The organism is Winogradskyella sp. PE311, assembly GCF_046545555.1.
Classification (GTDB): Bacteria; Bacteroidota; Bacteroidia; order Flavobacteriales; family Flavobacteriaceae; genus Winogradskyella.
The window spans coordinates 1,919,968-1,941,061 of record NZ_JBHZTH010000001.1 but is presented as its reverse complement, the minus strand read 5'-3'; the positions used below and the strand labels follow the sequence as shown (position 1 = coordinate 1,941,061).

The 21,094-nt window shown below is 31.8% G+C and carries 19 protein-coding genes; 2 read left to right on the top strand and 17 right to left on the bottom strand.

The window, feature by feature from the left end; all coding sequences use genetic code 11:
* Positions 1–3 precede the first annotated feature (3 nt).
* On the top strand, positions 4–879 hold the full coding sequence (locus ACFWU4_RS08395) for an ion transporter (RefSeq protein ID WP_411126747.1): 876 nt from the start codon (positions 4–6) through the stop codon (positions 877–879).
* Complete coding sequence (gene miaA / locus ACFWU4_RS08390; protein WP_411126745.1) at positions 872–1,774, top strand: tRNA (adenosine(37)-N6)-dimethylallyltransferase MiaA; 903 nt, start codon at positions 872–874, stop codon at positions 1,772–1,774. The genes ACFWU4_RS08395 and miaA overlap by 8 nt, the downstream gene beginning before the upstream one ends.
* Before the next feature lie 16 nt (positions 1,775–1,790).
* On the opposite strand, the gene ACFWU4_RS08385 is transcribed toward miaA, so the two are convergent.
* The 17 genes from ACFWU4_RS08385 to ACFWU4_RS08305 all read right to left on the bottom strand — a co-directional run bounded on the left by ACFWU4_RS08385 (position 1,791) and on the right by ACFWU4_RS08305 (position 21,061).
* The gene (locus ACFWU4_RS08385; protein ID WP_411126743.1) at positions 1,791–2,186 is read right to left on the bottom strand and encodes a VanZ family protein; all 396 of its coding nucleotides are present in this window, start codon (positions 2,184–2,186) and stop codon (positions 1,791–1,793) included.
* A gap of 54 nt (positions 2,187–2,240) precedes the next feature.
* The gene (locus ACFWU4_RS08380; protein ID WP_411126741.1) at positions 2,241–2,954 is read right to left on the bottom strand and encodes a response regulator transcription factor; all 714 of its coding nucleotides are present in this window, start codon (positions 2,952–2,954) and stop codon (positions 2,241–2,243) included.
* A gap of 9 nt (positions 2,955–2,963) precedes the next feature.
* Positions 2,964–4,535, bottom strand: a complete 1,572-nt coding sequence (locus tag ACFWU4_RS08375; protein WP_411126739.1) for a sensor histidine kinase — start codon at positions 4,533–4,535, stop codon at positions 2,964–2,966.
* A gap of 77 nt (positions 4,536–4,612) precedes the next feature.
* Positions 4,613–5,197, bottom strand: coding sequence for a dephospho-CoA kinase (gene coaE / locus ACFWU4_RS08370; RefSeq protein WP_411126737.1), 585 nt, complete (start codon positions 5,195–5,197; stop codon positions 4,613–4,615).
* Between the two features lies 1 nt (position 5,198).
* Positions 5,199–6,155: a hypothetical protein gene (locus ACFWU4_RS08365; protein WP_411126735.1), complete on the bottom strand. Its 957-nt coding sequence runs from the start codon at positions 6,153–6,155 to the stop codon at positions 5,199–5,201.
* A gap of 6 nt (positions 6,156–6,161) precedes the next feature.
* Entirely contained in the window at positions 6,162–7,163 is a 1,002-nt protein-coding gene (locus ACFWU4_RS08360; protein ID WP_411126733.1) for a glycosyltransferase, read from the bottom strand.
* Positions 7,164–7,182: 19 nt separating this feature from the next.
* The gene (locus ACFWU4_RS08355; protein ID WP_411126731.1) at positions 7,183–8,895 is read right to left on the bottom strand and encodes an FG-GAP-like repeat-containing protein; all 1,713 of its coding nucleotides are present in this window, start codon (positions 8,893–8,895) and stop codon (positions 7,183–7,185) included.
* 81 nt (positions 8,896–8,976) lie between these two features.
* Entirely contained in the window at positions 8,977–11,637 is a 2,661-nt protein-coding gene (locus ACFWU4_RS08350; protein WP_411126729.1) for a T9SS type A sorting domain-containing protein, read from the bottom strand.
* 198 nt (positions 11,638–11,835) lie between these two features.
* Positions 11,836–13,578, bottom strand: a complete 1,743-nt coding sequence (locus ACFWU4_RS08345) for an FG-GAP-like repeat-containing protein (RefSeq protein ID WP_411126727.1) — start codon at positions 13,576–13,578, stop codon at positions 11,836–11,838.
* 127 nt (positions 13,579–13,705) lie between these two features.
* Positions 13,706–14,521: an enoyl-ACP reductase gene (locus tag ACFWU4_RS08340; RefSeq protein ID WP_411126725.1), complete on the bottom strand. Its 816-nt coding sequence runs from the start codon at positions 14,519–14,521 to the stop codon at positions 13,706–13,708.
* Positions 14,522–14,572: 51 nt separating this feature from the next.
* Positions 14,573–16,225, bottom strand: coding sequence for a DNA repair protein RecN (gene recN / locus ACFWU4_RS08335; RefSeq protein ID WP_411126723.1), 1,653 nt, complete (start codon positions 16,223–16,225; stop codon positions 14,573–14,575).
* A 79-nt stretch (positions 16,226–16,304) separates the two neighbouring features.
* Complete coding sequence (locus ACFWU4_RS08330) at positions 16,305–17,192, bottom strand: DUF4835 family protein (RefSeq protein WP_411126722.1); 888 nt, start codon at positions 17,190–17,192, stop codon at positions 16,305–16,307.
* Positions 17,185–18,396, bottom strand: a complete 1,212-nt coding sequence (gene coaBC / locus ACFWU4_RS08325; RefSeq protein WP_411126720.1) for a bifunctional phosphopantothenoylcysteine decarboxylase/phosphopantothenate--cysteine ligase CoaBC — start codon at positions 18,394–18,396, stop codon at positions 17,185–17,187. Before coaBC ends, ACFWU4_RS08330 begins: the two co-directional genes overlap by 8 nt.
* Before the next feature lie 7 nt (positions 18,397–18,403).
* Positions 18,404–18,736 (bottom strand): DNA-directed RNA polymerase subunit omega, encoded by a 333-nt coding sequence (locus ACFWU4_RS08320; RefSeq protein WP_411126718.1) that lies wholly within the window; start codon positions 18,734–18,736, stop codon positions 18,404–18,406.
* A gap of 12 nt (positions 18,737–18,748) precedes the next feature.
* Entirely contained in the window at positions 18,749–19,549 is an 801-nt protein-coding gene (locus ACFWU4_RS08315) for an outer membrane protein assembly factor BamD (RefSeq protein WP_411126716.1), read from the bottom strand.
* A gap of 115 nt (positions 19,550–19,664) precedes the next feature.
* Positions 19,665–20,543: a 4-hydroxy-tetrahydrodipicolinate synthase gene (gene dapA / locus ACFWU4_RS08310; RefSeq protein ID WP_411126714.1), complete on the bottom strand. Its 879-nt coding sequence runs from the start codon at positions 20,541–20,543 to the stop codon at positions 19,665–19,667.
* A complete protein-coding gene (locus tag ACFWU4_RS08305) occupies positions 20,543–21,061 on the bottom strand; it encodes a DUF6913 domain-containing protein (RefSeq protein ID WP_411126712.1) in 519 nt (172 codons plus the stop codon). Before ACFWU4_RS08305 ends, dapA begins: the two co-directional genes overlap by 1 nt.
* Between the last annotated feature and the right edge of the window lie 33 nt (positions 21,062–21,094).

The window sequence follows — 21,094 nt, the reverse complement described above, 5'->3', positions numbered from 1 at the left end:
AAAATGGAAACAGACGAAAAACATAGTTGGCGTGCAAAACTCCACGAATTAATTTACGAAGCAGATACACCTGCTGGCAAATTATTTGATGTTTTATTATTGTTTTTCATCCTTCTAAGTATCGTCTTGGTAATGCTAGAAAGTGTTAACCATATCGATGAAAAGTATCATGATTTACTCAATATCGGTGAGTGGATTGTTACGATACTTTTTTCATTAGAATATATTTTAAGGATAATTGCAGTTAAAAAACCGAAGAAATATATTTTCAGTTTCTACGGAATGATTGATTTACTCTCAACATTACCAAAATATTTATCCTTTTTTATAGTAGGTTCACAAGCATTGGTTACACTAAGAGCGCTACGCCTTTTGCGCGTATTTAGAATCTTAAAATTAGCCCGCTATTTAGGAGCTTCAAATCAGCTAAAAGAATCAATTGTGGCAAGTCGAGTAAAAATATTAGTATTTCTATTCGCTGTATTAGTATCATCAGTGATTTTTGGTACCATCATGTACTTAGTAGAAGGAGAAGAAAATGGATTTACTAATATCCCAAAAAGTGTATATTGGTGTATTGTAACATTGACTACTGTAGGGTTTGGAGATATTGCTCCACAAACCGCGTTAGGTCAATTTATTACAACAATTATTATGATTTTGGGTTATGGGATTATAGCTGTACCTACGGGTATTGTCTCTGCCGAATATGCCAGAAGTGCAAATAAAGCTGCAAAAAACGAAGGTGAAGAAAAACTTGGTCACAGTATTGACAATGTGCATACAAATTCTCAAAGCTGCAGAAATTGTTTAGCTGAAAAACATCAAGATAAGGCTGATTTCTGCCATAAATGTGGTTTTAAATTACATAATGACTAATACACTTATTTCTATTGTTGGACCAACTGCTATTGGAAAAACTGCTTTGAGTATAAAACTCGCGCAACACTTTAGTGCAGATATTTTATCTGCAGACTCTCGTCAATTTTATAAAGAAATGAATATAGGCACTGCAGTACCTTCTAAAGATGAGTTACATGCTGCGAAACATCATTTTATACAACACAAATCTATCCAAGAAAATTACAATGTTGGTGATTTTGAGGTTGATGCCATTAACAAAATAACTGATCTTCATAAGGATAATCCTTTTGCAATAATGGTCGGTGGTTCGGGTCTATATGTTAAAGCAGTTACAAAAGGCTTAGACCATTTTCCTGAAATAGATAAAGATATTAGACAAAACCTAAACAAAATCCTTGATAAGAAAGGTATAGAAGCCTTGCAAGCAAAATTAAAAGCGTTAGACCAGAAAACTTATGAAACCATTGCTCTAGATAATCCGCAACGCTTAATTAGAGCATTAGAAATTTGTATTGGTACAAACAAACCTTACTCGTCATTCCTAACAAATAAAGAAAAGAATAGAAATTTTAAAACCGTATCCATAGGTTTAATGGCAGAACGTTCGATTATTTATGATAGAATTAATAAGAGAGTGGATATAATGATCGAAAACGGATTGGTAGAAGAGGTTAAAAGCTTATTTCCTTATAAAGATTTAAATGCATTAAATACTGTTGGTTACAAAGAAATTTTTCAATACCTAGAAGGCAACTACGATTTAGATTTCGCCGTCTCTGAAATTAAGAAAAATACAAGGCGATTTGCAAAAAGACAACTTACTTGGTTTAGAAAAGATAAATCCATTATTTGGTTCGATTATAAACGTGATTTTAACGATGTTATAGATTCTATAAAGTTTCAATCTTAATCAAGACAGATACTTATTATTCTTGAAAAGAAGGGATTTTATTTTCAAATAAAAAACCGATATAAGTAAACGTCAATATTCCTAAGATGTCCGCAATTAGATCTAATGCGTCTAATGTACGATTAGGAAAAAAGACTTGACTTAATTCTTCTAAAATAATACATATACTAATTATTACAGTTCCTAAAGGTATTTTCTTAAACAGGTTCATTGGTTTAAAGTCTAAAGCTAGGTTTAAAAACAATGTAAAAATTCCAAATAGAAAAAAATGACCTAATTTATCTCCAAAAGGAATAGCACTAACAAAATCAAAGAAAATAGTTTGGTTACCAACATTCGCAGAGTAGATAATCCATACTATAAATAGAAAAAATAGTAATGCAATTAACTGTATTGATTTAGACTTCAACATTCCATAAATAGGCAAAAAAAATCCGACTTTACTGCCGGATTTTTTGATAAATTATTAACCTTCTTTATTATTAATTACCAATCGGAATCCTTCACCATGTATATTTAAAATTTCTACATTAGGATCTGGTTTTAAGTATTTACGAAGCTTAGCAATATAAACGTCCATACTACGAGATGTAAAATAGTTATCATCTCTCCAGATTTTAGTTAATGCTAATTCTCTCGGCATTAAATCATTTTCATGTAATGCTAACAACCTTAAAAGCTCGTTTTCTTTGGGTGAAAGTTTAGAAGGGTCTTCACCATCAAATTTTAGGAAACGAAGCTTAGAATTAAGATCAAAACGACCAATTTTAAATTCAAACTGCTTACTATCAGCCACAGAATCAGTTGCCTTACGCTGTATAATAGCCTTAATTTTCATTAATAGTACTTCACTATCAAAAGGTTTATTAAGATAATCATCCGCACCAACTTTATAACCCTTAAGCACATCTTCTTTCATTGCTTTTGCAGTTAAAAATATAATTGGAACATCTGTATTTTTTTCACGAATTTCCTTTGCTAATGTAAAACCATCCTTATAAGGCATCATTACATCTAAAATACATAAATCGTAATCATCTTTTTTGAACTTTTCAAAACCTTCCATCCCATTTTTGGCATGGACTACATCGTAATCGTTCATCATTAAATAATCTTTTAAAACGGTTCCAAAATTTGGATCGTCTTCTACTAAAAGAATTTTCTTGTTTTGCTCTTCCATAATTCGTTTTTATGATATTAACGGCATCTTTATAATAAAAGTACTGCCTTTTCCTTTTTCACTTTCTACTGATATATGACCGTGATGGTCATCTATTATTCTTTTTACATAAGCTAAACCTAACCCATGCCCTTTTACATTATGCACGTTACCAGAGTGCTCTCTATAAAATTTCTCAAACACTTTCTTAGCCACTTGCTTTGACATTCCGTTGCCTTGGTCGCTTATTTTAACTATAATATTTGTTCCTACATTTTCTGAGTACACATCTATCTTTGGGATGCTATCAGAATATTTAATAGCATTATCTAATATATTAACGATAACATTTGTAAAATGTGTTTCGTTTGCTAAAATCGATGATTTAACAGCATCTAGATGTGTCGTAACGTATCCTTTTCTATCCTCAACAATAAGTTCTACATGTGTTATTGCATCCTCCACTATGTCGTGTAACTTTAATCTTTCCTTACTAATATTAAGCTCATTTTTCTCTAGTTTAGAAATTCTCAATACATTTTCTACCTGAGCATGCATGCGTTTATTTTCGTCTTTTATCATTCCTAAATAACGCTTTACCTTTTCTTGATCGTTAATTATTTTTGGGTTTCTAATAGAATCTAAAGCCAAATTAATTGTAGCTATTGGAGTTTTAAATTCATGCGTCATATTATTTATAAAATCAGTTTTAATCTGCGATATCTGACGTTGTTTTATTAGCTGATAAATAGCCCCAGAGAATGCTAGAATAATAATACCTGTAAATATTATAGATAATATCATCATCTTTAAAATGGAAGAAAAAATATATTTTTTCCTTTCAGGAAAATCTACAAATAATGTATATCCATTTTCATTATTGGTATCCATTAGAATAGGTATTCCTATGGTAGTCTCTGGACTTTTATTAAAATTTAAAGTCTGGATTTTAGTTGCTAAATCATCGTCGTATATGGCAAATTCGAAATCCAATTTTACTCCTTCACTTTGTAATTCTCTCTCTAACAAAGCTTTTACTTGCTCTACAGATACTCTTCTATACATTGGCACATCCTTATAAATGGCTTTATAAGACGATTGATATATCTGTTTATCTATTAGAGGTAAACTCGAAAACTCAACAATACTATTGTGTGGCTTAGATAAATTACTACCATCTATGCTAGAATTATTGTAATACTCAGTGACACGTTCGTTAGTAAAACTACTTATGTCTATGCTATCTTCATTAATTTCAAAGAACAAGGAAGGCACTTTAAAGTGCTCTTCTAACACCGTATTACGGTGAATTATAGTTTGATCATTTATATCATCATCTCGTGATATATATAATTCTCTAAGTGTCGTCGAATCAGGTTTTTGCTTATTTACAACAAGCGGTTGTATTTTATTAATATACTTTCTTAATTCGTATTCTTCTATGTCTCTAGACACGTAACTTAACGCTCTAGTAACACTTAAATTAAAGGTGTCTTCTCTATTTTCTAAACTATTATTAATAAAAAAGGATTGAACAAATATTATACCAATAAGCGACAAACTCATTAATACCACCAATAAGATGAACAATCTTTTACCCATCAGCCAAATTTAACATTTTAACATTTAGAATAAATTAGGTTTAACCTTACATTAACAAAACAGGTACCTGTTGAGTATTATAGTTTTTGCAGAATGCTATTGTGAATATCCTTAGCCTGTTTCTTAGCAACATCCAAATCATCGTTAAAGATTACGAAATCTGATTTTTTAATTTTTTCTTTGTCTGAAAGCTGATTTTTAATAATAGCCTCTACTTTCTCCGTTGATGCATTATCTCGTTTAATAACTCTTTTAATTCTTACTTCTTTATCTGCAACAACTGTAATAATATAATCGTACTGGGATTGTAAATTATTTTCAAAAATGATCGCTACCTCCTTTATTATATATGGTGCTTCTTGTTTTGCTAACCAATGCCTAAAATGTGCGGCTACCTTCGGGTGAACGATTGCATTCATTTTAGCTAAAAGCGTTTTATCATTAAAAATTTTTGAAGCTAAGTAAGGCCTATTGAGTTTACCTTCCTTATAAGAACACTCACCAAATAGGGCTATTATTTTTCTTTTAATAACTTTAGAACGATTCATTAAAGCCTTAGCCTCATCATCTGCAATATATAATGGTATGCCAAAAGATTTAAATGTTTTACCTATAGTGGTTTTACCACTACCTATACCTCCTGTAAGACCTACTATTACCATTTTATAATTTAATAAAATCTACACGTTTCTGCTTCATACTAACTCGTTTTGCAAATTCTGGTTTTTTTATAATTTTAGGAATAAAGTACGTTTGATTATCCTTAATAGAATTATAATCACATTCTATAATAAAATCAGATGTTTTAATTTCACTATAATTATCTAAATCAACATAATAAGATATTGTAACTGTCTTTGGAAAAAAATTAATTATTGTATTCGCTGGCTTATTTACTAATGTTATAGGCACCTCTATTTTACCCTCGGTAAACCGCTTTACTTCTGCCCTAACTTCTATTGATTTTGGAAAAGTTTCTATATCTTGAATTCCTGTAATATAAATTTCTGCTTCTATATTTTTATTTACTTCTTGTAATATTAAGGCTTCTGTGGTAACAGCACTGATTTCGGCAATTCGCTTTACCGATCCTACTACTTTTACACTATCAATACTTAATACATAATCACCTTTAATATCAAATCCAGAAGTGAAACTTATAGCCGTATTTAAATCTATCGGAACATATTTAGATGCTCTTTTAGAGTAAGATACTATTAAACTATCTGGCTTAATTGAAAGCATTTTATAACTTGAGCCTAATTGCTCTTCTATAAGATATTTATGTTTTTGGACATCAAAAACATAATGATTTGACTTATTAACTAAATCAGTCTGTGCATCTAAATCTATAGTTTTATAATTTTTGAATAAAAATGGTACTAATGTAAAACCCTTGGCCTCGATAAAGGCATCCATAACATTTAACGAATCATTTTCTAAAATTACTTCATCTTCAATATTTGTAATAGCTACTTTTAATTTAATCGTCTGCTTGTAGCTATTTGATAATTTTGAAAAAATTAAAAATACGAACGCAATAAGAATAAAAAGACTAAAACGTTTTACGTTTCTTTTTTTTAAATAATCTTTTATATTTAATTTCTTTCTTGAGTTCATTGATACTTAAAAGAATAAATCTGGAAATGTTTTTTTAGGATCTTTTTTTAATACTACTAAATTAAAGGTTGATTTTAAAAAACCATATCCATAACCAAAAAATTGTATCAATATGGCTATCGTAGATTGAAATGCGACTACGACACTTCTGCTAGATATTAGCGCCAAAATTAAAGCTAAAATAAAATAGAAACCATATACACACAATGGCCATATTATATTAAAACCGAATAATACTGCAGAAAAAACTAATCCTAATCCAAAAGCAGTAGGAAACCAATAGACCAAACTCTTAGATTTGGGATGCCATTGATTTAATATTGGTCTTACCATACCAAACTTATGGACTTGTTTATAAAATTTAGACCAGGAAATACGACGTTTATGATAAACAAATGCATCTTTAATAAGTGATGTTTTATAACCTAATTTTTGTAATCGCAATGACAAATCCGGATCTTCGCCTGGATGTATTTTACCAAACCCGCCTGAATCTAAAAATGCTTTCTTAGATAAACCCATATTAAAACTTCTTGGCTGAAAATCTTCAACCTGTTGTTTTCCTCCTCTAATACCACCAGTAGTAATAAAGGATGTCATTGCAAAATTTATGGCTTTTTGAAGATTAGAAAAAGATGCATGTGCCGCATCTGGACCACCAAAACAATGGTAATAAGTTTTGCTTAAAAAAGCCTTAACTTCTTCTAAATAATAAATTGGTAGTATAACATCTGAATCTAAAATAATAAAGTAATTACCTTTTGCTTTTTGCATACCAAAATTTCTAGAATCACCTGGCCCAGAATTTGATTTAAAATAATATGAAATATTTAATTGAGACTCAAAAGAATCTACAATCGCTTTAGAAGTCTCTGTAGACCCATCCTCTACTATTACTATTTCGTATGATTTATCGCCATGGAGCATTGAAAAACTTTCTAAAAGTTCTGAAATCTCATTTGGTCGATTATAAACAGGTATAATAAATGAAAAACGAATGGCGTCCATATAGTACAAAGGTATACTATTATTGCTTTATTATTTTAACCGTTTCGCTAGTTGTTTTAGAAGAGATATTCACAAAGTAAACTCCAGTATTTAATGTACTTAAATCAATACCTGCTTCATTAGATTGAGGGAATTGGGTGATTATCCTTTGTCCAAATATGTTATATAACTGTACTCTAGTAATTGAGCTATCGCTTTTAACTGTTAATTCACTCGATACCGGATTTGGAAATATTTTAAAAGTATTTTTTATATTATCATTTATCGAAAGTGTTGATCTTTCAACAATATTTAATAGTTGGTTAGCATTAATATCATAAATGATATCTTCAATACCACTGAGCCATTTTACTTTTACATAGTCCACATTCATTTCGTTACCTAAACCAAAGAATTCTGTTGCTGAATTTTGGGATAAATAACCTTCGCCACATAGGGTATATCGATACTGCTTCTGACCGTTAATTGAAATTTCTATTAAAGAGCCGACACCATTTCTATTACTCTGCGTGCCTTGGAGTTTAATTTTTAACCAATTATTGGATGTAACGGTATTATTTTTCCAAACAAAAATATTGTCATGATTTATATTATTAACTGCGATTTCTGGTAATCCATCATTATCTGTATCACCAATAGCGTTAGAATAACTAATTGCTAAGTCATTTGGTATTACAGAATTATCTAAATTAAATGTTCCGTCGTTATAATTCTCATAAAATGCGGAAGATAAATAGCCAGGAACTGACCCATTATGTTCTCCACTTACATAAAGGTCCAAGTCACTATCATTATCTGCATCTAAAAAAACTGCGCCCCAACCTACACTGTTAAAAGTGGTATTAGATGACTGCGCTATATCTGTAAATGTACCATCTCCGTTATTTTTTAAAAATACATTACCCGGAATATCATTAGTGACATAAATGTCCATCCAACCATCATAATCAAAATCGTCAATTGTTACTGACATCGCATCTATCGCAATACCAGCACCAGACTCTACACTAACATCTGTAAATGTGCCATCACCATTATTTTTATATAAAGTATTGGAATATTGAAGCTTGTCATTTGCAACATAAATATCTTGGTGACCGTCGTTATTATAATCAAAAAAAGCAGAACAAAAGGATAACATACCTGTATTTAATATACCTGCTTGGTTATTTACTATTGTAAATGTCTTATCACCATTATTCTTATACAATATGTTTGGTGTAGTCGTAGATCTATTGCTTACAAAAACGTCTAAAAACCCATCCTTGTTATAATCTCCCCAAGACGCGCCATAGGTCTCCATAACATCTATTAACATACCAGAGGCAACCGTAATATCTTGCATTATCATATTACCGAGATTTTCAAATAACTTTATACTACTTATATCACTCGTAATCAATAAGTCATTGTCACCGTCATTATCTATATCAACCCAATTTGTTTGCTTATTTCTCCAATTATTCGCAGGGATATTAAGTATTTGCTCCACAAAATTTCCGTTAATGTTTTTCATAAAACGAACAGGATCGCTATTTGCAGAGGCAATAGTAATATCATCCCATCCATCATTATCATAATCATAGAAAGTTATACCGCTCCCAAAAAGAGAATTACCACAGACGACATCTACACCTATTTCGGACGCTAAATTTTCAAAACTAATCTGAGCAGATAAGATCGTATTAAAAACGAAATAGAATAGCAGTAGTAATGAATTTCTATGAAACATTCAGTTAATTAATTTTAATAAATGAATATAAAAAAAAGCCGCTAATTTTAGCGGCTTTTTCGTAATTATATGTTTAAAATATTACTGCTTTATTACTCTAACTGTTTTAGTAATATTAGCAATAGTCACTTGTACAAAATAAGTACCTGTTTGTAAAGATGACATATCTAAATCACTGTCTACTGCATTAGGAGTCGCTCTTAATACTTCTTGCCCTAACATATTATACATAGTAACATTATCAATTGTGTTTTGAGCACTTAATGTTAGTGTATTTTTAACTGGGTTAGGATAGTATGTGAAAGCTGAAGGATTATCAAACTCATTTGTACTTAATGCCGGATCAGACCCAACACTAACATCAAAATTATTATATTGAACACTTGTGAACCAACCATATACTCTAACGGCATAAGTTGTACCTGGTGTTAAGCCAGTTAAATTTAATGTATTAGGATCACTAGTCGCTGTGAGAGTTAATGCACCACATCCGCCTGTTGCATCATAAACACCCATTCCCATATCTGTACTTGTAGAAGTTCCTCCACCTTGGTTAACAACATTCAATAATTGAACTCTGTGCTCATCATAAATAGCCTGAAAGGTGAACCAAACATCAGTATTAGGTGTTCCTGAAACATCATCAGCTTGAGATGAAGCAGTGGCACCATTTGTAGTACCTGCTGTAACTACAGTATTATCATAATCTAAATTTACAGTTAACGCAACTGCATCGTCACATTCATCATTTGCTGGTGCTGGCGGTGGTGGTGGTGGCGTCCCAACACTTATATCAAAATTGTTATATTGAATTGACGTAAACCATCCATACACTCTAACAACATATGTTGTACCTATAGTTAGTCCTGTTAAATTTAAAGTATTTGGATCACTCGTTGCAGTAAGTACTAATGCTTCACATCCAGCAGTACTGTCATAAACACCCATACCCATATCTGTACTTGTAGAGGTACCTCCACCTTGGTTTACAACATTTAAAAGTTCAACTCTATGCTCTTCATTAGTTGCAACAAATGAATACCAAACATCTGTATTTGGTGTACCTGAAACATCATCGGTTTGAGAGGAGGCAGTTGCGCCAGTCGTCGTACCAGCAGTTACCGTACCATTATCCAAATCTGGATTAACTGTTAATGCAATTGCTGCATCACATTCATCATTTGATGGTGGACATAAATACGTGAAATCACCTAAGCTGAAATTACAAGCAACGTCAGAATGTTCAACAGTTAAAGTTACTGTAGTTCCCTCAGCAAATGGACCTACTTGTAATACACCTGTTCCAGATATAGCATATGTATTAGTCCCGTCATTAATTTGAGTTGCATCTCCAACAGTAGTTATATCTACATCAACAAAAAATTGACTATTACCACAATCATCTGAAACAGTTGAAGAGTCTACTACAGCAACAGTACATACCAAAGGAGTTCTTACTATAAACTCATCAAAGAAAAAGTCATAATCTTCCGAATCATCTACAGTACCGTCAGTTGCCCAAATTGCAAACTGTGCATTTCCAGTGTAAGCACTTAAATCAAAAGTTTCAACATCTCCAGTTTCAGATGGAAAACTTGACTGGTTATATGTTGTAAGATTAATCCAATTAGCCCCATTATCTGTAGAAATTAATACTTGTACTTCGTCATCAGAACCCATTCCACTCCCTTCCGGAACGTTAGAATTAGCAAAATCAGTAACAGCCACAGTGTATACTAATTCATATCCACCAGCGGATAAATCAAAAGTTGGTGAAATTAACCAATCTTCTCTATTTGTTGTATATAAATTAATTTGAGCAGCATTGTTTGTTGATCCAATATTTGCAAACTCATCATGATTCCATAAACCAGAACCAAAATCAGCGGGACCAGTCATTGGATTTCCAGAACCTGCTTCTACCCAACAATCAGGAGCTACACTTGAATCAAAACTTTCAGTGTAATCTGGCACAAAAACAGAGCAAGGAGTAGAAAATGAAAAAGGACCTACCCACTCTGATACACCATCTGTCATACCGCAATCCGCTTGCACATAATATTGATAATCATTGTTATCAACTAAGCCCATTTGCATAAATGGATTGCCAACACCAGTATCGGTTGCGACTCCAGTAGCTGAATCACCAGCAGTTATATCTACTAATTCAATATTATATAATGATGCCGAACCTGCTTCAGTCCAAGACAATTCAGCTGATGATGTCGTAATGCTGTTTGCAGCTAGCATAGTTGGATCTAAACAAGTTGGTGCTGCTATTACAGTACTACTCATTGTAAACGTAGTTGAACCTTCAGCCCAATCCGAGATAACAATATAATATGTCGTACCTGCCGTTAAAGCTGGTGTAGTGACTGCAAGGTCAGCACTAGAAAAGCCATTGGTATCCGATGCGATACATGTTGGAGTTGAATCTGGGCAATTATCGATAACAAAAACACCGTAATAGTTTGTCGTAAGATCCGAAACCGAAATGTCTAAAGTTTCTCCATTCGCTGTAGCCGTATAAGAAAACCAATATTCTAGGTCATTATACAAAGTACTACAAGGATTTACTTCAGGCGCTGTGTTTGAATCTGAAAAGCTTCCTGCTTGACCTGTGGTATCACCTGCTTGAGGTGTGCCTGGCGTAATCGGCAACGCATTTGCACAATCAGCTTGTGAAAAGCCTATAGTGAAACAACATAATGCCAAAATTGTAAAAAGTAATTTTGTCTTCATTTAATCTATTTTAAGTTAGTAATTCCCTAAAAATATGTTAAAACTTTAAATTTTATGCACCTAACTATAGCAAATCGTTGAATGGAAAATATAGACGGTAAAATACGCTTTATCGATTATTTAGAATTGTTATAATCTAAAGACTAGATTAGAGATTAAAAAAGATGCTATTGCAGAAAAAACTTATACATAAAAAGTCTATTCCTTTATCAACTTAATGACTTTAGACCTGCCTCCTTCAAATAGCATATCACAAAAATATAGACCTGAAGGAACATTTAATAAATTAAGGGTTAAGTTATAACCAGTATAATTTTCTCCTAAAACTAAATGCCCTAAACTATCATATAATTTATAGCTATTTATAATATGCGAAGACTGAATATTGAGATTGTCACGTATTGGGTTATTATACGCAACATTAACTGAATCATTAAATAAGTCTACAGACAAACTCGTACCTTCAACTAACGTTATTAACTGATTGGTTGTTACGTTTGTAAAAGTATCTACGATACCACTTGGCCATGTAACTTTAATATAGTCAATAACACTTGCTGTACCTACTCCAAATATTTCTCTAAATGAATTCTGAGACATATAGCTCTCACTACTCATAACATTTCTATACTGCTTATTTCCGTTTATAGATATTTCAATAACAGCACCGACTCCATCTATATTGCTAACAGTACCCTCTAAATCAATACTTAAAAAATTGTTAGAATTTATAGATCTATTTTTCCAAATATTAGGTGTAGTATCTAAGTTATTCATCACTGCAATATCTACTTTACCATCATTATCAACATCTCCAATAGCACTTCCATAACTTCTAAATTCGTTATTAGTAAAGCCTACACTAGTAGAGCTTACAAATGATCCATTATTGTCATTTTCATAAAACCCATATGAAGGAAAACCGTCTGTAGAAATATAAGAACAACTAACATACAAATCTAAATCTCCATCATTTTCTGCGTCTAAGAAGCTTGCTCCCCATGACCAGCTATTTAATTCCGCACCAATCGACGGAGCAACGTTAGTGAAAGTTTCATCACCATTATTTTTAAAAAGTACACTACCATCAGTAGTTGTTGTACCTGCGGTAGATGGAGTATTTGTTATGTAAATATCAAAAAAACCATCCGAGTCATAATCATCAATAGAAACAGACATAGCATCTACAATAATACCTGTACCAGATGAATCACTGATGTCTGAGAATGTACCATCACCATTGTTCTTGTAAAGGAAATTAGGATAACTTTTATCGTTAGATACATACAAATCTTGCCATCCATCGTTATTAAAATCAAAGAAACCAGCACATAAAGTTAACGCTGGTGTAGTAACAAGACCAGATGCAGTTGTTACATCTGAGAAAGTTCCATCACAATTATTTTTAAATAAATAATTTATAATAGTTGTATTTGCATCTCTATTTGATAGATATAAATCTAAGCAACCATCATTATCATAGTCACCCCAAGAAACGCCATATGTAAATAAATTATCTAGAGGCAAGCCAGCGGATAACGTCACATCCTCTAAAATAGTACCAGAATTTTTTCTAAATAGCTTATTACCGTTAGATGTATCGCTAGAAATAAAAAGATCCCTATCTCCATCGTTGTCATAGTCTACCCAAGTAACACTGCGTATTCTATAATTAATTGGTTGTGGCAAAATAAATTCTTCAACGAAAAAACCTCCGAAATTTTTATAAAATCTTAAAGGTATACCATCAGCTGATGGCAAAGTTATATCATCCCATCCATCACCGTTATAATCAGCAAAACTAATTCCGCTCCCGTTACCAATTGTACCAGTATGGTCTGTGAGACCTAATATATCTGCTTCATCTTCAAACAAAGTTTGACTATAAGATATCGCACACAATAATATACAAGTGGTTAGAGTAACATAAAAGTTTTTCATAACTCCTTTTGGTTTTAAATATAGTACAATTGAAGTTCTAGGTAAATAAGCCTCTTATAATATCGACTAAATAAAAAAAACATCGTCAAATGGTTGACGATGTTTAACTATTACGAAGTAATTTATTTTATTGATTATCTACAAAAGTATCCATTACAGCATCACTTACTCCCATGTTGCTAAAACCACCATCATTATATAAATTCTGTAAAGTAACACGTTTTGTTAAGTCACTAAATAATGTGACCGTATAATTTGCGCAATCCATAGCTGTTGCGTTTCCTAAAGGTGACATTTTTTCAGCGTATGCAATAAAACCATCAAAACCTTTAACTCCGCTACCTGCTGTTGTTGGAGTCGGTGATTGCGAAATAGTATTTACTCTAACTTTTTTATCTCTACCGAAAAAATAACCAAAGCTACGAGCTATACTCTCTAGATAAGCTTTGTTATCTGCCATATCATTATAATCTGGAAAAACACGCTGCGCAGCCATGTATGTTAATGCCACAATACTTCCCCACTCATTCATAGCATCAGCCTTATATAATGTTTGCATCGTTTTATGAAAAGACATTGCCGAAACGTCTGTTCCTTTTTGTGTCCATGCATAATTTTGATCCGTATAAGCTTTTCCTTTTCTTACATTAATAGACATACCTATAGAATGTAATACAAAGTCTATTTTACCTCCTAGAATCTCCATCGATTTTTCTACCAAATTTTGTAAATCTTCTTCTGAAGTTGCATCCGCAGGAATTATCTGAGAGCCTGTTTGCTCGGCAAGTTCATTAATCTGCCCCATTCTCATTGCAACTGGTGCATTTGTTAACACAAAAGTTCCTCCTTCTTCATGAACACGCATAGCAGTTTTCCATGCAATAGAATTTTCGTCTAGTGCACCAAAAATGATTCCTTTTTTTCCTTTTAATAAGTTATACATAGTGTAAATCTTTAGTTAGTCAGTTATTATAATAGTTGTGTAAATATAGTATTAATTCAATAATTGTTTGGCATGAGCCATTGCAGATTCGGTAATATTAATACCTCCTAACATCTGCGCAATTTCTACTATACGCTCATCCTCGTCTAATCGTTTTAATTGAGTAAGTGTTATATCATTTACGTCAGTTTTATAAACCTTAAAATGTGAATTTCCTTTAGCTGCTATTTGCGGTAAATGTGTTATAGAAAACACTTGCATTTTATTGCTCATCTGTTTCATAATATCACCCATTTTATTTGAAATTTCACCAGATACTCCTGTATCAATTTCATCGAACATAATCGAAGGTAGTTGAATGTATTCTGCAAGAATTGCTTTTATAGCTAGCATAATTCTTGATAATTCACCACCTGAAGCAGATTTTTTTAATTCATTATAATTAGAACCTTTATTGGCCATAAACAAAAACTTTAAATTGTCTTTTCCATTTAAATTATAATCGTTTAAAGGCTCTATTTCTATATTAAATCTAGCGTTTGGCATTCCTAATTCTGTCAACATACGCTCTAATTTAGAAATAAGAACAGGGATTGCTTCTTTTCTCTTTTTAGTAATTTTTAGCGCTGCTACACCTAATTTCTCGTCTAATTGTGAAAGTTCTTTTTCGAGCTCTGTTATTGTACTATCTAAACTTTCTGTATTCGAAATTTTAGATTGTAGTGTAACCTTAATTTCTATGAGGTCTTCAACATTGGACGTCGAATGTTTTTGAAATAGGTTATTTATAATTTGTAGCTTTTTATTAATAAGGTTGAGCGCTTCTGGGTCAGTTGTTAAACTTTCCTCAAGATTATCAATTTCAGATAAAATATCGTCTAACTCTATACCTGCACTTACCACCCTTTCTGTTAAATTCTCATATGACTTTCCAAAGCCCGATATTTTTAAAAGCTCTTGTTTTACTTTATTAATTTGATCAATAACACCTAAATTCTCAGCATTTATAATCGCTCTAGAACTTCCTAATTTATCTTCGATTACTTCAATATTATTGAGTTCTTCATATTGTGCTTCTAGCTCCTGAAGGTTAATAGATTCTAAATCGATTTCACTTAATTCGTTTGCAAGAAATAGATTATAATCATACTCTTTAATCATTTCTGATTTAGATATTTTTAATTCCTCCAAAGATTGTTTTAGTAATTTATAATCAACTAATAATTTATTATAGGACTCTAAATTCAAGTTATTTTCACCTAATGCGTCAATAACCTGAAATTGATAATCGTCCTCGGTTAATTGTTGGGTCTGATGTTGCGAATGAATATCTATAAGGTAATTACTCAGCTTAGATAAATTATCTAAAGTTACAGGTGTGTCATTAATAAATGCTCTAGATTTTCCGGAAGGTAATATTTCTCGCCTAATTATGGTTTGCACATCATAATCTAAGTCTAGTGAATTAAAAAGTGTCTTTAAACTGTAGTTTGCAATATCAAAACTAGCTTCTATAATACATTTTTCGTCAGTATTTTTTACTTGACTCAAATCTGCTCGTTTTCCTAAAACTAAAGATAAGCCACCTAATAGAATAGATTTACCAGCACCCGTTTCACCTGTAATAATGGTAAAACCATTATTAAATTGAACATTTAATTCATCTATAAGGGCATAATTTTTTATGTAAAGTGTTCTTAGCAAAAATCAGTGATTAGTTTAAACAAAAATATAGATTATGAATTGTATTCAGAATGACAAACAAAAAAATTATAAGAATTGATTAAAACTTAATCTTCCTCCATTTTTGTGAGTGCATTGGCGCTATTTGATTTAAAATATCTACAGCATCTGTTATATTTACACTAGGCCCTCCTGATAGAATATCCATTAACTCATCAGATTTTGCATCAAAGAAAACGCGTAACAAATAAGAGTTTGGTCTTCTTTTATGAATTTTTTGTAGCTCTGTTAAAGATGCTATTACCTGAGTCTTTCCTTTTTTAGCACTTTCACTCATAAGATCCAACCCACCAATATGATAGTTATACATTGTTGCTCTTATTTCTTTAAATGTAGGAGATAATAAATTATCTATTAACGCAAAACGAGACTGTAAACCATCTTCCAATTTCCATCCTTGTCCATTGATCTGCTGCGAATAATTAACAATTCTCTGAGCTTGAGCAAAATAATCATCACCTCCATTAGGTGAAAAAGAATCTGCGTCCATACCTAATATCATTTGAATATGAAAGGTTAATACTGATATTAAATTAGATTCGAACTGAATAGGGTTATAAACTAAATTCTGAAATTCTATGTACTGAAAATTAAAATCTCTATCATTATAATTATATATTGGAGAGCTATATGTAGAATTATAAATTGGTCTAGAGGAAGATATTTGTAGCGTTGCATTAAACCTGTCATTCTCATAGTTGGTTACATTAATAACCATACTACAATTAATTCGTTCTTCTTGCGCAAAGGCTTTTTCGGTCCATTGTGTATTATTAATAAACTCATTAAGTTGTTTCTCTAAGGTTTTAAAAACGACGTTATTATCATTACCTGTTTGCTGTGCAATAACGTTAACGCTACAGTTTAATTCTTGAGAAAGAACCACTGATGTAAATAATAAGCTAAAAAGTAATAATAGGTTACGCATGTAATTGTTTTAATATCTGTTTTATTAAATCTTCAGCAACTTCTGCCTTAGTTTTAAGCTGATGTTTTATAATATCATTAGATGATGTTATAAATGTAACTTTATTTGTCGATACGCCAAAACCAGCACCTTTATCTTGCAAAGAGTTAAGAACAATTAAGTCTAAGTTTTTAGAAATTAACTTGCCTTTTGCATGTTCTAATTCATTATTAGTTTCTAAGGCAAAGCCTACTAAAAATTGATGAACTTTAATCTCTCCTAAAGATTTTAAAATATCCTTTGTCTTTTCTAACTCTATACTAAACGTCGAATCCTTCTTTTTTATTTTCTGATTAGCTATTGTTTTTGGCCTATAATCTGCTACGGCCGCCGAAAGTATTGCGATACTTGAAGATTCAAAGTGTTTATGAACCTCGTCATACATTTGCTGTGCACTAACTACAGGTTTAACATCTACTAAGCTGTGCGTGCTTTTTTGATGCGTTGGACCTGTAACCAAAACTACATTTGCACCTAGATTAGCGGCTGCATTAGCAATCTCAAAACCCATTTTACCGCTTGAGTGATTTCCTATAAAACGAACAGGGTCTAACGCCTCGTAAGTAGGACCCGCTGTAATAAGTATTTGCTTTCCATTTAAAGGTAATTGATTTAAAATATCCTTTTCAACAAATTTAATTATATCTTGTGGCTCAGCCATTCGTCCTTCACCAACTAATCCGCTAGCTAATTCTCCTGTACCTGCAGGAATCATTTTATTTCCATAAGAAGTTAATTTTGCAAAGGACGACTTTGTAGTTTCATGTTTGTACATATCTAAATCCATTGCAGGAGCAAAATACACAGGACATTTAGCTGAAAGGTATGTTGCCAAAAGAATATTATCGCAGCCACCGTTTGCCATTTTTGACATGGTATTTGCGGTCGCTGGCGCAATAATAAAGTAATCAGCCCAAAGGCCTAAATCTACATGATTATTCCAAAGCCCACTATCATCTTCTTCATCTATGAATGAAGAACATACTGGGTTTTTTGAAAGGGTTGAAAGCGTAAGTGGAGTAATAAAATCTTTTGAAGCAGGCGTCATAACAACTTTTACGTTAGCGCCTGCTTTTATAAATAATCGTACTAAAGTAGCAGATTTATATGCGGCAATACCTGCGGTAATGCCTAACAAAATGTGTTTGTCCTTTAAAATAGACATCTAAGGTTTAGTGCTCTGGCTGAGTATCCTCAGTATTTCTATGATAAATTTTATCATCTAACCACTCTTTAACAGCTAAAGCATGTGGTTTTGGTAATTTTTCATAAAACTTAGAAACTTCAATTTGCTCCTTGTTTTCAAAAATTTCTTCAAGACTATCGTTATATGTAGCAAACTCTTCTAGTTTATCTATTAACTCGCGTCTTATATCAGTATTAATTTGTTCTGCACGTTTTGAAATTACAGATATTGCTTCGTATATATTATCTGTAGCAGCATCAACTTCATTTCTGTTGTAAGTAATTGTACTTACTGGTGCATCGGTCTTTTTTAAATCCATCTCTATAAATGATTAACTTTTTGTAATAAACGTATCTAATTGTTGTTGTAACTCTTCTTTCATTCTATTCGCATCTTCCATATACTCAGAATTTGGAAACGACTTTTTTAATGCTTTATAATAAGTTATGGCATCAATTAAGCGCTGTTCCTTAAGAGAATCTATACTCAACGTAGCTAAATTGTAAGCAGCATCTAATCTGTAAAACATTGCTTCGTTTCTTAAGCTGGTTCCTGGAAACTCTAATAAAAAGTTATTAAATGACTTAACAGAAGCCTTGTAATCTTTAATTAAGTCGTATTGTTTAGCGATTTCGAAGGCTTTCTTTTCTAACTTAAAATCTAGTTCTTTAACAAGGGTATTAGCTTCACCTAAAAATTGTGACGTTGGATAAGAATTTACAAATAACTGTAATTTCTCAATAGCCTCAATAGTTTCTTTTTGCTCCTTAGAATATACAGGCGAATTAAAATAGAAACCTTTAGCAGCTAAAAACGCCGCTTCTTCTAACTTCTCGCTCTGTGGGTAGATATCTGTAAACTTATCAAAGTGGTAACTAGCAATGTAGTAGTCTTTTAACTGGTAAGAACACATTGCATGCATAAAAGTGAGCTTTTCTGCCTGTGGTTTCCCTCTGTATTTCTGTAAAATCTGATTTAAAAGACGGTAAGACTTACTCCATTTTTCAGCTTCATATAACTCAGTAGCCATTTTAAATTTTGCGGCAGAATCTTCAGATCGCAAAGTTTTCTGAAAATCACTGCAAGAAATCAATGTAATAGCAATAAATAGTATGTAAATTCCTTTTTTCATAAATTTTAAACAGGATGCAAAAGTACGCATTATTAACGGATTTAAAAAACAAATATTATGCGCTAAAATAAGTCTTGTTTTGAGCCATAAATACAATTTAAACTAAGTTTAACTTTTAAACAAAAACCTTTAATGCTTCCGCAATATCAATTTTAAGCTTATTGGTTGCTTCTACTAAAGGTAAACGGACATAACAATCGGAAATTTTTAATTCGTTTAACACTGCTTTAATACCAGCTGGATTGTTCTCAGAAAATATAAGGCCTGTTATTGGCATTAGTTTAAAGTGCAGCTTATACGCCTCTTTAGCATTCCCCTTAATCCCTAAACGAATCATTTCAGAAAAATCTTTAGGTAAGGCTTGACCAATAACAGAGATAACACCAGATCCACCTGCTAAAGCAACACTTAAAGCTAAATCATCATCTCCCGATAGAACAAGAAAGTCTTTTGGTTTATTTCTCAATAATTCTAAATACTGGTGTACATTATTACCAGCTTCTTTTACTGCTATAATATTGTTAAAATCTCTAGCTAGTCTCAGTGTAGTCTCTGGCGTTACATTAGAAGCCGTTCTTCCCGGTACATTATATAAAATTATTGGTTTAGGCGATACTTCTGCAATAGCTTTAAAATGCTGATAAATGCCTTCTTGTGTTGGTTTACTGTAATATGGAGATACTGATAAAATTGCATCAATATCAGAAAAATCTGTAGCCTCTATTTCATTAATAATTGCTGCAGTATTGTTACCTCCAATACCTAATACTAACGGTAATCTTTTATTATTAACCTTTGAAATAAACTTAACCAACTCCTTCTTTTCATTTGGTGTAACTGTTACACTTTCTCCTGTAGTGCCACTTATAACTAAGTATTCCGTACCATTCTTAATATTATGTTCTACTAAACGTTCTAAAGCATCAAAATCGATACTTAAATCTTTATTAAATGGTGTTATTAAAGCAACCCCTGTGCCTATAAATTGAGTCATTATAATTTATTTAAAATGTTTAAATATTTTGTGAATTCTGTTTTAAAAATTTTTGTCTCTTTAGGATCAACGTCTATTATTAAATCATAAAGGCGTTCATCAGTTCTGCTCAATCCAACCTTAAGATTTGCTTTAGAGCTGGCAGTAATTAGATCTAATTCTAATACAGAACCTTTATAATAAGCGATAAGAACATCATATTCTTCGTCCATAAAAGATTGTAAGTCGACATTGTTAATTTTTCCTTTCCAACCAAAATCTTTTGGGCTAAAATACGTTTCCCATTGGCTAGCAACAAATTTATCATCGTAAGTAAATGCAATAATTTTATGCTTAGGAGATGTAAGGTTCAATTCTTTAAAAAATTGGTTAAACATCTCAAAATCATCAAATTCGTTAGCATTTAATAATACAGCAACAGTCTTTACTTTATTAGTATTTACCGTAGCTTTACGCAAAGCCAACAAATTGTTTACATATTTTTGATTTGATTTTCCTTTAAATGCCTTTAAAATCATTTATCTTTCGACTTTGTGCAAATTTAATAAAAG

What these genes read in the sequence shown, in the direction of transcription:
- ACFWU4_RS08320 (WP_411126718.1), bottom strand. Translation starts at nt 18,736, where the DNA reads ATGGATTTAAAAAAGACCGATGCACCAGTAAGTACAATTACTTACAAC.
- coaE (WP_411126737.1), bottom strand. Translation starts at nt 5,197, where the DNA reads ATGGTAATAGTAGGTCTTACAGGAGGTATAGGTAGTGGTAAAACCACT.
- ACFWU4_RS08305 (WP_411126712.1), bottom strand. Translation starts at nt 21,061, where the DNA reads ATGATTTTAAAGGCATTTAAAGGAAAATCAAATCAAAAATATGTAAAC.
- ACFWU4_RS08315 (WP_411126716.1), bottom strand. Translation starts at nt 19,549, where the DNA reads ATGAAAAAAGGAATTTACATACTATTTATTGCTATTACATTGATTTCT.
- ACFWU4_RS08395 (WP_411126747.1), top strand. Translation starts at nt 4, where the DNA reads ATGGAAACAGACGAAAAACATAGTTGGCGTGCAAAACTCCACGAATTA.
- miaA (WP_411126745.1), top strand. Translation starts at nt 872, where the DNA reads ATGACTAATACACTTATTTCTATTGTTGGACCAACTGCTATTGGAAAA.
- coaBC (WP_411126720.1), bottom strand. Translation starts at nt 18,396, where the DNA reads ATGTCTATTTTAAAGGACAAACACATTTTGTTAGGCATTACCGCAGGT.
- ACFWU4_RS08385 (WP_411126743.1), bottom strand. Translation starts at nt 2,186, where the DNA reads ATGTTGAAGTCTAAATCAATACAGTTAATTGCATTACTATTTTTTCTA.
- ACFWU4_RS08380 (WP_411126741.1), bottom strand. Translation starts at nt 2,954, where the DNA reads ATGGAAGAGCAAAACAAGAAAATTCTTTTAGTAGAAGACGATCCAAAT.
- ACFWU4_RS08340 (WP_411126725.1), bottom strand. Translation starts at nt 14,521, where the DNA reads ATGTATAACTTATTAAAAGGAAAAAAAGGAATCATTTTTGGTGCACTA.
- dapA (WP_411126714.1), bottom strand. Translation starts at nt 20,543, where the DNA reads ATGACTCAATTTATAGGCACAGGGGTTGCTTTAATAACACCATTTAAT.
- ACFWU4_RS08365 (WP_411126735.1), bottom strand. Translation starts at nt 6,155, where the DNA reads ATGAACTCAAGAAAGAAATTAAATATAAAAGATTATTTAAAAAAAAGA.
- ACFWU4_RS08345 (WP_411126727.1), bottom strand. Translation starts at nt 13,578, where the DNA reads ATGAAAAACTTTTATGTTACTCTAACCACTTGTATATTATTGTGTGCG.
- ACFWU4_RS08355 (WP_411126731.1), bottom strand. Translation starts at nt 8,895, where the DNA reads ATGTTTCATAGAAATTCATTACTACTGCTATTCTATTTCGTTTTTAAT.
- ACFWU4_RS08350 (WP_411126729.1), bottom strand. Translation starts at nt 11,637, where the DNA reads ATGAAGACAAAATTACTTTTTACAATTTTGGCATTATGTTGTTTCACT.
- ACFWU4_RS08330 (WP_411126722.1), bottom strand. Translation starts at nt 17,192, where the DNA reads ATGCGTAACCTATTATTACTTTTTAGCTTATTATTTACATCAGTGGTT.
- ACFWU4_RS08360 (WP_411126733.1), bottom strand. Translation starts at nt 7,163, where the DNA reads ATGGACGCCATTCGTTTTTCATTTATTATACCTGTTTATAATCGACCA.
- ACFWU4_RS08375 (WP_411126739.1), bottom strand. Translation starts at nt 4,535, where the DNA reads ATGGGTAAAAGATTGTTCATCTTATTGGTGGTATTAATGAGTTTGTCG.